Source organism: Rhodococcus sp. NCIMB 12038 (assembly GCF_002165735.1).
Lineage (GTDB): Bacteria > Actinomycetota > Actinomycetes > Mycobacteriales > Mycobacteriaceae > Rhodococcus_F.
Map to the genome: position 1 here is coordinate 30,297 of NZ_NHML01000041.1, position 16,379 is coordinate 46,675.

The window sequence follows — 16,379 nt, forward strand, 5'->3', positions numbered from 1 at the left end:
CGACGATCGAACCGACCCGCAGCACTCATCCGAACGACTCACCCAATCTAGGACAACATCGTGATATCACACGGAAATTCATACGGCGACAACGATGGCGACAACACACTCGCCGCACCCTCCGAGCCCGAAGTCACGGGCAGTCACGTCGTCGTATTCAGCGAAGGCGGCAACCGAACCGATGCCGCACAGACCCTCCGCACCATCGCAGGGCTGTCCGAAGTGGCACGCAGCACCGAATTCGAATCCAGCGCGGTGGATCTGTCCGAGACCCGGGAAGTCGAAGCCATCGTGTTCGACGAACTGGGGATCGCAGTGGTCACCGCCGACGCCGACCAGCTTGCGGCACTGCAGGCGGCGGCCGCAGACGACGACGTCCCCGTGCTCTCCGTCGAGCCCGAGTTGATGCACTACGCACTCTCGGTCGGCACCGATCCTCGGCTGCTGGCCGAAGCGGCGAGCTTCAGCGACACCGCGGACCTCACATGGGGACTGCATGCCACGAATGTCAGCGCGTCGGCGTGCAGCGGGTTCGGCGTCAAGGTCGCCGTTCTCGACACCGGCCTCGATCTGACGCATCCGGATTTCGAGAACCGCACCATCACCGCTCAGTCGTTCGTGCCGGGTGCCGGCCCGCAGGACGGTCACAGTCACGGCACGCACTGCGTCGGAACCGCGTGCGGGCCCAAGTCCCCGAGCGGCACCCGCCGATACGGAGTAGCCCACAAGGCTGACATCTTCGTCGGCAAAGTGTTGTCCGATCAGGGACGCGGAGCTGACCGGGGAATTCTTGCCGGAATCGAATGGGCGATCGCGAACGGCTGCCAGGTCATCTCGATGTCCCTCGGCGCGAACGTGGAGGCGGTGTCCGTTGCGTACGAGACGGTGGGCAGCCGGGCATTGGCATCGGGGTCGCTGATCGTCGCGGCCGCAGGCAACAACGCGAACCGCACGGCAGGGAACATGGGATTCGTGGGTCCACCCGCGAACAGTCCGTCGATCATGGCCGTCGCGGCGATCGACTCAGCGCTCGGACTGGCCAACTTCTCGGCCCGCAGCAACCCCGTCATCGGCGGTCAGATCGATGTGGCGGGGCCCGGGGTGGGCGTGTTCTCGACCGTTCCCGTGCCGACGCGGTACGGCACGAAGAGTGGGACGAGCATGGCGACCCCACACGTTGCGGGCATCGCCGCACTGTGGTGCGAGGCCACCGGACGCACCGGCACCGAACTGTGGGCCGTCCTCACCCAACAGGCTCGGAGACTCCTGCTGCCGTCCCTCGATGTCGGGTCGGGGCTGATCCAGGCACCGGCATGATCGGGATCACCGTCACCGTCGACGCCGACCACCTCGACACCATCGAGGCGGTCGGCGCCGCGCTGCGGTCGCACGGGATGCGGGTCGATCAGGTGCACAGCACGATCGGAATCATCTCCGGCGCCGTCGGAGAAGAACATCGCGCCGACCTCGAATCCGTAGCCGGCGTGCAGTCCGTCGAAACGGAGCACACCGTTCAGATACCGCCGCCCGACGCGGACCCGCAATAGCGGCGGTACCCGAACCGAATCAGCTACCGCAGTTCGGCACGTCCACCGTGACGTTCGGCGAATCCACCAGCGGCTGCACCGGAACCCGTGCCTCACCCGGTGCCGTGGGTTCGGTGAGCTCGAACTTCACCTCGACGGTCTTTCCCCGCTGAAGCAGGGGTCGCACATTGAACACGGGGTGACCGCGTTCGGTTCCCGTGAAGACGAACTGCTGAGCGCCGTTGATCGTCACCTTGTCGAGGGTCGCCCCCTGAGTGGCGAGCAGCGACAGGTCGATGGCGTTGGTGCCCTTCGGCACGTTGCCGACCGACTCGAACAACCCCGCAACGTAGTCGGGGAATTCCCCCGCGGGGGTGTTGTTGGTCAGGCGCACCGTGACTGTCGACGAACGGGTGCCGTCGACGCAACTGTCCGCCACATATTCGATCTCACGAGTCAGGTAGTAGTCGAGCTTGTTTCCGCCCTGGTTGTTCACCACGACACCCGCATACGGCGCCGCGTCGTCGGGAACGACGTTGCCTACCTTCGTGCCCGAAAGCACCTGCTGCAGGGCGGGGTCCGCACTCCACACCGCGATGCGACCCTCGCCGGCGGCCTTGCCCAGCGCGTCGAGCAGAGCCTGCGGGGACGACAGCTTGCCAGTCATCTTGTCGACCACCCGCGCGGCGACAGTCTGCAGGTACTGCTTACGGGCCTTGTTGTCGTCCGCGAATCGCACATATGCGGTCGATTCGGTGAGTTCCACAACGTTGTCCTTGGTGATCACCTCGCCGTCCGGCATCGTGACCGGGCCGATGGCGCCGAGCACGTAGCTGAGTGCGACGGGATCGGTCGCAACCGCTCCATCCACCTGTTCGCCGGATTCCTGCGCCCACAGCGATTTCCAGATCTGCGCGGCGTAGGGAAAGTGGGAGCTGAGGTTGCTGTTGCGGAAGTCGGTAGTGGGTCGGCTTTCGCCGTACCGTGCCGCGTAGTCAGGGCCGAGATCGAGCGGTTGCTTGTCCATCGACAGCTCCGAGTTCGACGCAAGCGTGTCGACCTTGGCCGATCCGTCGTTGGCACGAATGATGCCGAATCCGCCCAGCAGCCCACCGGTTCCACGCGCTTCGGCGTTCGTCTGGAATCCGAGGAAGTAGTTCCGCGGACCGTCCCCGCCGAGCATCGCCGGCACCACCTTCGCGGCGATCGCGGTGTTGCTCAGCAGCTTCGACAGCTCGGCCGTCTGATCCTGCAACGCAGTGCGCGCCTCGTTCACCACGCCGAGGTAGGTGGCTTCGTCGATGGTTTGCGCCTGATCCGACAACGACTGCGCGGCAACGGATGTCCGATCGAGAACCGGTACGGCGTCACGCAAAGACTGCACGTTGACGCGGCCACCGCCTTCGATCAGCTGATCGGGGGCCAGCGTGCTTCCGGCGTCCACGGCGGGAGTCAAGACGTCGTGGGTGAGTCCCCGCACGACCTCGGAAATCTGCTGAGAAGTTGCTAGCGGGCTACCGAGAACCGGGACGGCGGCGGTGATGCTCCACGGGATCGAGTGCGTGTTGTCGTAGGCCTGCGACGCGTACTTGTCGGCGTCGGCCGCCGACCGCTGGGCAACCTCGGTGTCGCCGTCGAGCAGGGCGTCCTTCGCGATCTGCGCGTGACCACGCGCCTCCTCCAGATTCGCCTTCGCCTCGCGGGCAGTGAAGCCCAGCCACGCACCGAACGCGACGACAACCACGACGGCCACCGAGCCGCCGACGATCACGCGCCGCCGGAGCCGATGCGCCCGAACCTGAGGTTGGTGTGTCCGGCGTTTACGGACACGTCGAACCGGTGTTCCGTCCGCCGCCTGAGCCCGGCCGTCCGACCCGAAATTGTCCGGGCCTGACGTGCCGAAACCCGACGGGCCCGTGACGTTGTCGTCCATTACTGCCTGGCTCCTGTCTGGGGGTGTGCAGAGATTTGCAGAGATTATCGTGACGTACCGCTCACAGTCCCCCCTCGTGTGGAGTGGGGATGATTTGCCCAGTATTGTCTAGCCCACGTAACGAACCACGAGGCGCCCACGATGTAAGTCCCGTCGAGGCACTGCCTCATAACTTTCGAGGTACGGCTGAGTGGCGGGACAATTGTGTGTCAAGGCCCGATGAGGGCGGGGTGGGGGAAGTGACACCATTCCCCCTTTCGCGTGCGCAACAAGCGCTGTGGTTCGCTCAGCAACTCGACCCCGCCGCGCCCTTCAATATCGCCCAATTCGTCGAGGTACGCGGGCGGGTCGACCACGACCTTCTCGTGTCGGCCACCGATCGCGGTTGTCGCGAGTTGGAGTCCGCGTTCGTCCGCCTGGTCGATGTGGCCGGTGAGCCCCATCAGGTAGTCGATCTGAGCATCCAGGATGCGCTCGTCTACCGGGACATGCGGGACCACACGGACCCGGTCGCCGAGGCGCACCGTTGGATGACGGACGAATACAGCCGGCCACTCGACCTGATGACCGACCGGCTGATCGCCGCCACCCTCCTCCACCTCGGCCACGACCACTACTACTGGTACTCCCGCACCCACCACCTGGTGATGGACGCGTACGGCGCCATGGTGCTGATGAATCGTGTGGCCGAGCTTTACACCCATCTCGTCCGTGGGACCGAGGCTCCGCAGTCCAAGGCGATGAGCCTGCGCGCGCTGTACGACGCGGAGATCGAGTACCGCACCACCGGCCGATACCTCCGCGACCGCGAATACTGGGCGGAACGGACCGCCGAACTGCCCGAACCGGTCCGGTTCACGGATCGACATGCGCAACCGACGTCTCCGTCGCGGGTAGCGAGCCGTGTCATGGACGCTGCGGTCGCGAGCCGGATCGAGGAACTCGCGCGGCAGTGGAACTCGTCCGAAGTTCCCGTGATCGTTGCCGCGTTCGCCGCGTATCTGGGACGCATGGCCGGTGCCACGGACGTAGTACTGAGCCTTCCTGTTTCGGCCCGGACGAGCGCATCCGCCCGCCGTTCGACGGGAATGATGGCGAACATCGTGCCCCTCCGGGTTCACCTCGATCCCGGCGGCAGCATGGAAGAGCTGGTCCGGAAGGTTCAACTCGAACTGACGGGGGCATTGCGTCGTCAGCGATACCGTCACGAGGACATGTGGGAAGGCCGCGCACAATCGTCCCGTCGCGGGTTCGGCCCGACCGTCAACGTCATGAATTTCCACCGCGAGATCGTGCTCGGTGAAGTCGTGGGCGAGTTCAATGTGCTCACGACCGGCCTGGCCGACGACTTGGCGCTCAACCTCTACCCGTCGGTGGACGGTCGCACCGTCCGGGTCGACTTCGAAGCGAACCCCGGCCGCTACGACGAGGAGGAACTCGACCGGCTGTTGTCGCGGTTCGTCGACTTCCTGGGCTCCTTCGCCGCTGTCGAGAGCGATGCCTCGGTTGGAGCGATCGACGTTCTCACCGCTGAGGAACTGGCCGACGCCCTGACGAGCGTTCCCGGCCGCGAACCCGACGCCGCGTCGGTACACGAATTGTTCCTCGACCGCGCCGTCGAACGCCCCGACGCGGTGGCGGTGACGTTCGGGGACCAGTCGTTGACGTATGCCGAACTCGAGGCGCGCTCGGCCGGGGTCGCCGCGTCGCTGAGCGAGGCGGGTGTCGCCGCCGGCGACGTCGTAGCCGTCGTGCTGCCGCAGTCGCCGGATCTGATCGCCACGATCATCGGGGTCGTCCGGGCCGGCGGCGCCTACCTGCCCGTCGACCCGCAGTACCCCGCGGAGCGCATCCAGTACCTACTGGACGACGCGAAGCCGGTGGTGGTGATCACCGATGCGGCTGCGCCCCCCGTGAGTACTTCTTACCCACGGGCGGTTAATAAGTACTCACGGGCACGAAGTGCATATGTGATCTACACGTCCGGGTCGACCGGCCGGCCCAAGGGCGTGCTCGTCTCGCACGCGAATGTGCTGTCGTTGCTGGCGAATACGCAGGACCAGTTCGGGTTCGGGCCGGACGACGTGTGGACGATGTTCCACTCGCCCGCCTTCGACTTCTCCGTGTGGGAGATGTGGGGCGCCCTCACCACCGGTGGCCGGCTGGTTCTCGTCGACCACTTCCTGGCCCGGTCACCGCACGAGTTCCGGCAATTGCTGGTCCGTGAGGGCGTGACCGTCCTCAACCAGACCCCGTCCGCGTTCGGCCAGCTGGCGGAGGCCGGCGAAGATGCGAACCTGGCGGTGCGGCTTCTGATCTTCGGCGGCGAAGCACTCGATCCGACACCCGTACGGCCGTGGCTCGAACGGCATCCCGGTGTGCGGGCGATCAACATGTACGGCATCACCGAAACCACCGTGCACGTCACCGCGGCCGAACTCGACCTCTCGGCCCGCGACGCATCGGCATCCATCGGTCGCGCACTGCCCGGAGTGCAGACCTACGTGCTCGACGCCGCGCTGCGGCCGGTGCCACCGGGCGGCGTGGGGGAGCTGTACGTCGCAGGGGCCCAGGTCTCCTCCGGATATCTGCACCGTCCCGGGCTGACAGCGGACCGGTTCGTCGCGAACCCCTTCGTCGAGGGCGCAGTGATGTACCGATCCGGTGATCGAGTCCGCTACCGCGGCGACGGTCGCCTCGACTACGTGGGACGGGTCGACGCGCAGATCGAGTTGCGCGGGTACCGGATCGAACCTGGCGAGATCGAGGCCGCGCTCCTCCGGCATCCCGGCGTCGAACGGGCGGTGGTGGTTCTCCGCGACACGGCTCTCGGACGACAACTCGTCGGCTACGTGGTGGCCGACGCCGATCAGCCCACCCTGACCCGGCACCTGCGGACGGTCCTGCCCGATCACATGGTGCCCGGCGCACTGGTGCAGGTCCCTGAAATCCCGTTGACCGTCAACGGCAAGGTCGACCGCGATGCGCTGCCCGATCCGGGTGTTGTGACCGCGGACGGGCAGAGCACCCACACTCCCATCGAGGACGTGGTGGCGGATGTGTTTGCCGAGGTGCTTGGCGGTGCCGAGGTGGGGACGCGGCACAACTTCTTCGACCTCGGCGGCAATTCGCTGCTCGCCACCCGGGTGTCCGCGCGCGTCAGTGCGGTGTTCGACATCGACGTGACGGTGAAGGACGTCTTCGAAGCACCCACGGTCGCCGAACTGGCCGCCAGGATCGAAGAGCGGTCCGGTGCCGGGCGCCGACGTCTCCCGCTGCGGCCGGCGCCGCACGACGGCCGCGTTCCGCTGTCGCCGGCGCAACAGCGCATGTGGTTCGTCAACCAATTCGACACCGGTGCTTCGGGATACAACCTCCCACTCGTGGTGCGTCTCGACGGTGAACTGGATGTGCAGGCGTTGTCGTCGGCCGCACACGACCTGATCGAGCGGCACCGCACTCTGCGCACCGTGTACCCGTCCGATGCCGACGGCGTGCACCAGGTCGTCCTCGACGCGGCGAACGTCCCGCTGGATCTGACGCCCATCGCGCTGCCCGAGGACGCCGTCGACGCGCACCTGCGCGCGTTCGTCGACAGCGGATTCGACGTGTCCGTCGACGCACCGATCCGGTCGCGGCTGTATCGCGTAGGACCTGAGGCGCACGTATTCGCCCTCGTCGTGCATCACATCGCCGCCGATGCGTGGTCGCTCACTCCGCTGATCCGCGACACGATGACCGCGTACCAGGCGCGCCTCGGTGGTGGCAGCCCCGAGTGGCTCCCGCTGCCCGTGCAGTACAGCGACTACAGCGTGTGGCAACGGGCCGTTCTCGACGACGCATCCGCCGACACCCTGCAGCGGTACTGGCTCGACACCCTCGCCGACCTGCCCGAGCAGGTCACCCTGCCCGCCGACCACCCGCGCCCGGCGGCGGCATCCGGTCACGCCGGCACCGTCGGCGTCGAACTCGGCGAACAACTGCACGACGCGGTGACCACGCTGGCGCGGGGCGGCCGGGCCACGACGTTCATGGTGCTGCACGCCGCACTGGCCGCCGTCCTCTCGCGGTACAGCGGCAGTCGTGACGTACCCATCGGCACGGCCGTCGCCGGTCGCACCGATCCGCAACTCGACGACATGGTGGGGATGTTCGCCGGCACGCTGGTGCTGCGCACCGCGGTCGATCCGGCGGCCACGTTCACGGAACTGCTCGCGCACGTCCACGAACGGGACATCGCCGCCTACACGCACGCCGACATGCCGTTCGAGACTCTGGTCGAGTTACTGAACCCGGCGCGGTCGACGTCCCACCACCCGCTGTTCCAGGTCGCCCTGTCGATGCAGCGCAGCCGGCCGGGCCCGGTGGCCCTCCCCGGGCTGACAGTGACACCCGTCGGCGACGTCGTCGACCGGGCCAATTTCGACCTGCAACTGACCGTCACCGAGTCCGGTCCCGGCGGGCGCCTGCACCTCGACTTCGGTTATGACGCAGACCTGTACGAGCACACGATGATCGAGCAGTTCGCGTCGCGGCTGGTGCGGTTCCTCGAGGCCGTCAGCGCAGACCCGCTGCTGCCGGTGGGCGACGTCGATCTCTTCGACGCCTCGGAGCGTGCCGCACTGGTGCCCGCTGTCGGTCCCGCTGCCCCCGCGTCGTCGACGCTGCGGGAGATTCTGACCCGCGGCGCCGCCCTCGCGCCGGACACTGTCGCCGTGTCGGGTGGGGGCGTCGAACTCATGTACCGCGAATTGGACGCCCACTCCGACGCTCTCGCCCGCGAACTCGGCGCGAGCGGGGTGGGCCGCGGGAGCCTGGTTCCGTGGGCCGAGCCGAGGTCGGTGGACGCGGTGGTGCGGCTGTGGGCCATCGCGAAGACCGGTGCGGCCCCCGTGCTCTTCGACCCCGCGCGCACCCCGTTCACCCCACGTGAGTGGGAAAGTGTGCCGGAGCACGCTTTGCCGCTCACGTCGGAGGTGGCGTACGTCGTCTACACCTCGGGAACGACGGGCACACCCAAGGGTGCCGTGGTGACCCACGGCGGACTCGCCGCCCTCGACGCCGACCTGCGCGAGCGGTATGCGGCCGGCCCCGGCTCCCGGATGCTGCACCGCGGTGCGCCCGGATTCGACATGACGCTGCTCGAGGTCCTGGTCGCCGGGGCGTCGGGGGCCACGCTGGTGATCGCGTCGGACGCCGAATACGCGGGCCCGCCGCTCGCCGACCTGATGGAACGCGACCGCATCACGCACGCCTGTATGACCCCGACGATCCTCGCCACCCTCGGCGAGCGGGACCTTCCGGCCCTGCAGGTGCTGATGGTCGGCGGTGAGCGTCTCGGCAGCGAGTTGGTGAACCGCTGGGCGGCCGGTCGTCGCCTGTTCAACGCGTACGGCCCCGCCGAGACCACCATGTACGCGTTCAGCACCGGACCTCTCGTGGTGGGGGAGCCCGTCTCGATCGGCGTGCCCGTGCACGGTGTGTCCGCGGTGGTGTTCGACGACCGGCTTCGCCCGGTGCCGCCCGGCGTGCCCGGGGAGCTGTATCTGGCGGGCGGCGCGCTCGCCCGCGGCTACGCGGACCAGCCGGGGCTGACGGCGGAGCGGTTCGTCGCGGCCGAAGACGGCGCACGCCTGTACCGCACCGGCGACCTGGTGCGCTGGCGGAAGACCGCCGCCGCCCACGAACTCGAATACCTCGGGCGCAACGACTCCCAGATCAAGATGCGGGGAGTGCGCATCGAACCGGCCGAAATCGACACCGTCATCGCGCGGCTCGCCGACGTCGACTTCGCCGGCACCGTCGTGCGCACCACCGGCGCCGGCACCGAGATGCTGGTGTCCTACGTGCTGCCGAACGGCCACCTCGACACCCACGACCTGCGACGCCGCCTCGCCGAATCGCTACCGGCATATCTGGTTCCGACGGCGGTGGTGGTGCTCGACGCCGCGCCGCCCACCGTGAACGGCAAACTCGACCTGCGGTCGCTGCCGATGCCGGAACTGGCGGTCGCCGAGAACGAACCGCCGCACACCGACACCGAACGCGCCGTGGCCCGCGTGTTCGCGGACGTCCTCGGACACGAGAACGTGGGCCGCGGGACGCACTTCTTCGACGCGGGCGGCAACTCCCTCCTCGCCACCCAGCTGACGGCACGGCTCACCGACTCCGTGGGACACGTGGTGCCGCTGCGGACCCTGTTCGCGCACCCCACCGTCGCAGAACTGGCCGAAGCCCTCGACGACGCGGTCCCCGAGACCGACCTGCGTCCCGCACTCGTCGCGCGCCCGCGGCCGGACCGTATCCCGTTGTCCCGCAGCCAGTACCGCATGTGGGTGCTGAACCGCACCGACCTCGGGTCGCCGACGTACAACCTGCCCGCCACCGTGCGGTTGGAGGGCACGCTCGACGTCGCGGCGCTGACCGCGGCCTTCGAGGACGTCATCCGGCGGCACGAGACGTTGCGGACGCGGTACCCCGTCGACGGCCACCCCTACCAGCAGATCCTCGACCCGGCGCCGCTCGACCTGACTCCGGTCGACGTGCGCGATCCAGGCGAGTTTATGGCGCAGTTCGCCGCCCGCGGATTCGACCTCACCGCGGACCGGCCGATCCGCGTGGCGCTGCTGCGCCTGCACCCGCAGTGCCACGTGCTGGCCGTGAACATCCATCACATCGCCGCCGACGGATGGTCGCTGACCCCGCTCGTCTCCGACGTGCTCAGTGCCTACGCCGCGCACTCCTCCGGGATCGCCCCGCAGGAGAACCCGCTGCCGTTGCAGTACGCCGACTACGCCGTGTGGGAGCGGGAACTGCTGGACGGCGAATACGGGCAGCGCCGCGTCGAGCACTGGCGCCGGGCGCTGGACGGCGTCGACAGCACGGCGCCGCTGACGCCGGACCGGTCGACGCCTGGTTCGACCCGTGCCGGCGTCGTCGAATTCGCCGTGTCGGCGGAGGTGCAGCAGGCCGTGCACCAGTTGGCGGCGCAGCACCACGCGACACCGTTCATGGTCCTGCACGCGGCACTGTCCGTGGTGCTGTCCAGGCTCGGCGCCCGGCCCGACGTCGTCGTCGCCACCGCCGTCGCGGGCCGCGGGGAACGCGAACTCGACTCCCTGGTGGGCATGTTCGTGAACACCCTCGCGTTGCGCGCCCAGGTACTGCCCGACATGCCGTTCACCGGACTGCTCGCACAGGTCCGGGACTTCGACGTCGACGCCTTCGAGCACGCCGACGTGCCGTTCGAGGTGGTCGCCGGACTGCTCGGCGGCCGGACCCCGCAGGTGGCCCTGGCCCTGCAGAACCTGCAGATTCCCACGCTCGAGGCGGCGGGCATGACGGTGACGGCGCAGGAATTCGACACCGGAACAGCGAAATTCGACCTCCACCTGACGCTCACCGAGACGTTCGACGGCGGCGGCCCGTCGGGGATGCGCGGCGCCGCCGTGTACTCGGCCGACGCCTTCGACCACAGAACCGTTCACGCGGTGGCGACCGCCCTCGGACGGGTACTCGAGGCGATCTGCGCCGATCCCGACCTGCCGGTGGGCGACATCGCGCTGACCGCAGCGGAACCCCTCGTCGGTGCGCGTCCCGCCGGTGAACGCACCCTGGCCGAGATCCTGACGGCCACCGCCGCCGCATACCCCGACAACGCCGCGCTCACCGACGGCGACGTCACGCTGACCTACCGCGAACTGGACGAGCGTTCCGACGTGCGGGCGCGGAAACTCAGAGCGCTGGGTGTCGGACCGGGCGAGGTGGTTCCGATCGACCTGCCGCGGTCGTCGGACTTCGTGATCGAACTCTGGGCCGTCGCCAAGACCGGTGCGGCGTTCAGCCCCGTGAGCGGTTTTGGTGGCCAGGGCTACCAGAAGTGCGCACGGGACGTGGCGTACGTGATCCACACGTCCGGGTCCACGGGGACACCGAAGGCCGTCGCGGTCACCCACCGCGGACTGGGCCCGCTCACCACCGAGGTGGTGCGGCGGTACCGGGTGGGCCCCGACGACCGTGTGCTGCACGGCTACAACCCCGCCTTCGATGCCGCACTGCTCGAGATGCTGCTCGCGTTCGGATCGGGCGCCTGCCTGGTGGTGGCCCCTGCGGACGTCTTCGCCGGCGCCGAACTGCATCGGCTGCTGGTCGAGCAGCGGGTCACGCACTACCTCTCCACGCCGTCCGTGCTCGCCACACTCGACCCGGGCGGGCTCGAGTCGGTGCGCGTCGTGGGTGTCGGAGGTGAGGCCCTGAGCTCTGAGCTGGCCGGAACGTGGAGTGCCGGAAGGCTTTTGCTCAACGCCTACGGTCCGACCGAGTCGACGGTGGTCGCGACACTGACCGAAATCGAGCCCGGATCCGCGACCGGCACGGTGACGATCGGCGCCCCGATCCCCGGGACCACGGCGGTCGTGCTCGACAGAAGGCTGCGGGCAGTCCCCGTCGGCGGTGTCGGTGAGCTCTACCTCGCCGGACCCGGACTCGCCCAGGGCTACCTCGGCGCACCCGACCGGACGGCGGAACGCTTCGTCGCCGCCCCGGACGGCATCCGTCGGTACCGCACCGGCGACCTGGTGCACCGACGGGCCGACGGCCACCTCACCTTCCTCGGCCGCCTCGATCGGCAGGTCAAGGTGCGCGGCATGCGCATCGAACCGGCGCAGGTCGAGGCGGCGCTGCTGGAACTGCACGGCGTCGAGCAGGCAGCCGTACTGGTGCAGCGGGACGACCTCGTGGCCTTCGTCGCCGGCATGGACCTCGATTCCCGGACTGTGCGACAGCAGCTGACGGGCCGCCTGCCGTCGTACCTGGTGCCGCCCCGCATCGTCGCGATGAACACGCTGCCGCTCACCGCCAACGGCAAGCTCGACGTCGCAGCGCTGGAGGCCCGGGACGACGACGTCGTCGCGGCACCCCCGCGCACCGCGGCCGAGGAGATGGTGGCCGGTGTGTTCGCGGACGTGCTCGGCTCCGCCCGGATCGGCGCCGGGCACAACTTCTTCGACGCGGGCGGCGATTCACTGTCCGCGACGGCGGTGACGGCCCGACTGTCCGCGACGTTCGGCGTCGACGTGCCGGTCCGGGTGCTGTTCGAGAACCCGACCCCCGCGTCGCTCGCCCGATGGTTGGGCGGCCCCGCGACGGGAGCCGTGCGGCCGGTGCTCGGTCCCCGTCCGTCCGGGACGCGCGTTCCGCTGTCGCCCGCGCAGCAACGCCTGTGGCTGCTCAGCCGCGTCAACCCCGACACCGCCCTGCACAACATGGTTTTCGTCACCCGCGTCGGCGCTGAAGTCGACGTCGACGCCCTCCGCCTGGCACTGCGGGACGTGCTGGAGCGGCATTCGGTGCTGCGCACCGTCTTCCCCGTCGACGCCGACGGTCCGCACCAGCGGGTGCTGCCCGTCGAGTCCGTGACCGAAGATCTCGCCGTGGAAGCGGATTTCGCCGTCGACACGTGGAGCGCCCGGCCGTTCGACCTCACCACCGAGACCCCGGTGCGGGTGAAACTGTGGCGCACCGAGGGCGGCAGCTTCACGCTCGGCGTCGTCGTCCATCACATCGCCCTCGACGGCGGTTCGATGGGACCGCTGCTCACCGATCTCGACACCGCCTACCGGTGCCGCGCGGACGGGGCGGCCCCGCAGTGGGCACCGCTGGTCGTGGATTACGCCGACTATTCGATCTGGATGCACGACCTGCTCGGGACCGCCTCCGAACCCGGCAGCGCGGCTCACGCCCAACTCGAGCACTGGGCGCACGTGCTGTCCGGTGTCGGGGGACCGCTCCCGCTGCCGACCGACCGCCCCCGGCCGGAACTCCCCAGCCACGTCGGGGCAAGCGTCGAATGGACGCTCGACGACGACCTGCGCGAGCGGGCGGTCGCACTGTCGCGCAGCCGCGGAACGACCGTGTTCATGGTGCTCCACGCAGCCCTCGCGGTGCTTCTCGCACGCGTCAGCGGACAGTCCGACGTGGTGGTGGGCACGGCGGTCGGCGGCCGCCCCGATCCGGTGCTCGACGCCGTGGTCGGCATGTTCGTCGGCACCGTGGCACTGCGCACCGCAGTCTCACCCGGGCAACCGTTCGAGGATTTCCTCGCGGACGTCCGCACCGTCGACCTCGACGCACTCGCACACGCCGACGTCCCGTTCGACGACGTCGTGACCCACCTCGCCCCACCCCGGTCCGCGTCATACAACCCGCTGTTCCAGGTGATGCTGACGTACCAGCGGGCCGTCGACTTCCCGGAACTCTTCCTCGGCACCGAGGAATACCACCCCGAGACGCAGGCAACGGAATTCGACCTCGTGTGGGACGTGACCGACGCCGCCGACAACACGACGGTGCGACTCGACTACGCCACCGACCTGTTCGACCGGCACACGGCACTCACGCTCCTGCGCCGGTTCGCCGCCGTCCTCGAGGCCGCCCTGACCACCCCGTCGGTGGCCGTCGGCGACCTCGACATCCTCGACGACGCCGAACGCGCACAACTCGTGCAGGGCCCCCGGCCGGTGGCCGCGCCGCGGACGCTCGGCGACATCCTCGCCACCCGTGTCCGCGCCACCCCGTCCGCCGTCGCGGTGGTCGACGGCGACACCCGGTGGAGCTACCGCGAACTCGACGAAGAATCGGACCGCTGGGCCCGCGCACTCGCGTCCCGCGGCGTCGGCCCGGAGGACGTCGTCGCCGTCGCGACACCCCGCGGCCGGCATTGGCTCCTGGCAGTGTGGTCGGTGACCAAGACCGGTGCGGCATGGATGTCGCTGGATCCCACCCATCCCGCGGAACGACTCGACTGGATGCTGACCGACTCGCGTGCGGTGCTCGGATTGACCGTCGGTGGCGCCGGGGATCTGCCGCGATCCGTCGACTGGATGAGCCTGGACGAACAGCCCTCCGGGGACGCGAATCCGGTCGCACCCGACGTGGACAACGCGGCGTATGTGATCTACACGTCGGGATCCACCGGCCGGCCCAAAGGCGTCGTCGTCACACACCGCGGACTCACGACCCTCCTCGCCACCCCCGCCTACACGCCGAAGGTGGCGGGAGGCGACGCCGGCCGGGTGCTGCAGTCGACGTCCCCGACCTTCGACGTCGCGGTGTTCGAAATGCTCTGGGCGGTGTCGCTGGGCAGTGCCCTGGTGGCCGCACCCGCCTTCAGTTATGCCGGCGACGACCTGACCCGGTTCCTGGTGGCGCAGAACATCACCCACTTCACGCTCACCCCGACCGTGCTGGCCTCCCTCGACCCGCACAGCCTCGCACCGTCGACGGTCGTCGTCGGGGGAGAGGCACTGCCCGCGGACCTCGCCGACCGGTGGTCGCGGCGGCACCGGTTGTTCAACGCCTACGGCCCGACCGAGTTCACCGTCGACGCGTCCGTCGCGGGTCCCCTCGAACCCGGCGTGCCGATCACCATCGGAAGCGCCCTGGACGGCAACGCCGCCTTCGTCCTCGACCCGCGTCTGCACCCCGTGCCCGACGGCGTGACGGGCGAACTGTATCTGGCGGGCAGCGGCATCGCCCGCGGCTATCTGGGTCGAAGTGATCTCACCGCAGGACAATTCGTGGCACATCCCTACGGCAAACCGGGGGAGCGGCTGTACCGCACGGGCGACGTGGTGCGGCGTGACCCGGCCGGCCGGCTGGAATATGTGGGCCGCAGCGATTCCCAGGTGAAGATCCGCGGAATCCGCGTCGAACCCGCCGAGGTCGACGCCGTACTCGCCGGGCACCCCGACATCGAAGTCGCCGTGACGATCGCGGTGCCGACGCCGACGGATACCGTGCTGGCGTCCTACGTCGCGGGCGCCGCCGGACTGACGCCGCGGTCCGTCGTCGACTTCGCGCGCGGCCGGCTGCCGCGGCACCTGGTCCCCGCGTCGGTGACGGTCGTCGACACGATGCCGCTGCTGCCGTCCGGCAAACTCGACCGCGCTGCACTGCCGGCCCCGACGATCGAGGTCCTCGAATCCGCGGTGCCGGCAGGCGAACTCGAAGAGACGATCGCCGCGGTGTTCGCGGACGTCCTGGGCATCGCAGTCGTCCCCGCCCACGAGGCCTTCTTCACCCTCGGCGGCACATCGATGGGGGCGGCGTCGGTGGCAACGGAACTGCGCCGCCGGCTGGACCGCGACGTGCCCATCGAATGGGTCTTCACCGACCCCACGGTGCAGCGCCTGGCCGCCCGGATCGACGACGGCGTGCGGTCCGAGTGCTTCTTCGACACCGTGGTGGAACTCCGCCCCGCCGGCACGGGAGCGCCCCTGTTCTGCGTGCACCCGCTCAGCGGATTGGCCTGGTGCTTCAGCGGTCTCGCCGATCACGTCGGCGACCGTCCGCTGTACGGCATCCAGGCAACGGGAACGCCGGACCTGCCCGAGACACTGTCCGGGCTCGCCGCCCGGTACGTCGACGCGATCCGGGCCGTCCAGCCGGAGGGCCCCTACCACCTGCTGGGGTGGTCGCTCGGCGGAACCATCGCCCACGAGATGGCCGTCCAACTCCGCGACGCCGGGCAGGAGGTGGCCGCGCCGGCACTCCTCGACACGCTTCTGCCGCAACATCAGCCACCCGAACCGGAAACCCTGAGCGAGGACGAGCTGATCGCGCAGTTCGGGTCGTACGTGAGCGTCGACCGGCTACGGGAGATCCGGGCCGTGATCGAGCGGCTCGAGCTGATCGCGTCGACCCACCGCCCCCGGCGGTTCGACGGCGACCTCGACCTGTTCGTCGCTGCCCGCGACCTGAACCGGCACCCCGACGTCGTCGACGCCTGGCGCGAATACGCCGACGGCGCCGTCACCGCACACCACATCGACACCACCCACTCCGAGATGGCAGACCCGGGCCCGCTCGCCGAGATCGGCCGACTGCTTCGGAGATCGGGGGACCACGGCGGACCGTGACGG

4 protein-coding genes are annotated in these 16,379 nt (G+C 69.2%); 3 read left to right on the forward strand and 1 reads right to left on the reverse strand.

The annotated features are described in order from the left end of the window. Window positions 1-60: 60 nt before the first annotated feature. Entirely contained in the window at window positions 61-1,317 is a 1,257-nt protein-coding gene (locus CA951_RS38305) for a S8 family serine peptidase (protein WP_087561833.1), read from the forward strand. Further along, on the forward strand, window positions 1,314-1,547 hold the full coding sequence (locus tag CA951_RS38310) for a hypothetical protein (protein ID WP_087561834.1): 234 nt from the start codon (window positions 1,314-1,316) through the stop codon (window positions 1,545-1,547). Before CA951_RS38305 ends, CA951_RS38310 begins: the two co-directional genes overlap by 4 nt. 19 nt (window positions 1,548-1,566) lie before the next feature. Here CA951_RS38310 and CA951_RS38315 read toward each other — a convergent pair whose 3' ends face one another. Then, window positions 1,567-3,459 carry a DUF4012 domain-containing protein gene (locus CA951_RS38315; RefSeq protein WP_256974251.1) on the reverse strand — a complete coding sequence of 631 codons (1,893 nt, stop codon included), beginning with the start codon at window positions 3,457-3,459 and terminating at the stop codon, window positions 1,567-1,569. A 239-nt stretch (window positions 3,460-3,698) separates the two neighbouring features. On the opposite strand from CA951_RS38315, the gene CA951_RS38320 reads away from it, so the two are divergent. Next, on the forward strand, window positions 3,699-16,376 hold the full coding sequence (locus CA951_RS38320; protein ID WP_256974252.1) for a non-ribosomal peptide synthetase: 12,678 nt from the start codon (window positions 3,699-3,701) through the stop codon (window positions 16,374-16,376). The last annotated feature ends 3 nt before the right edge of the window (window positions 16,377-16,379 follow it).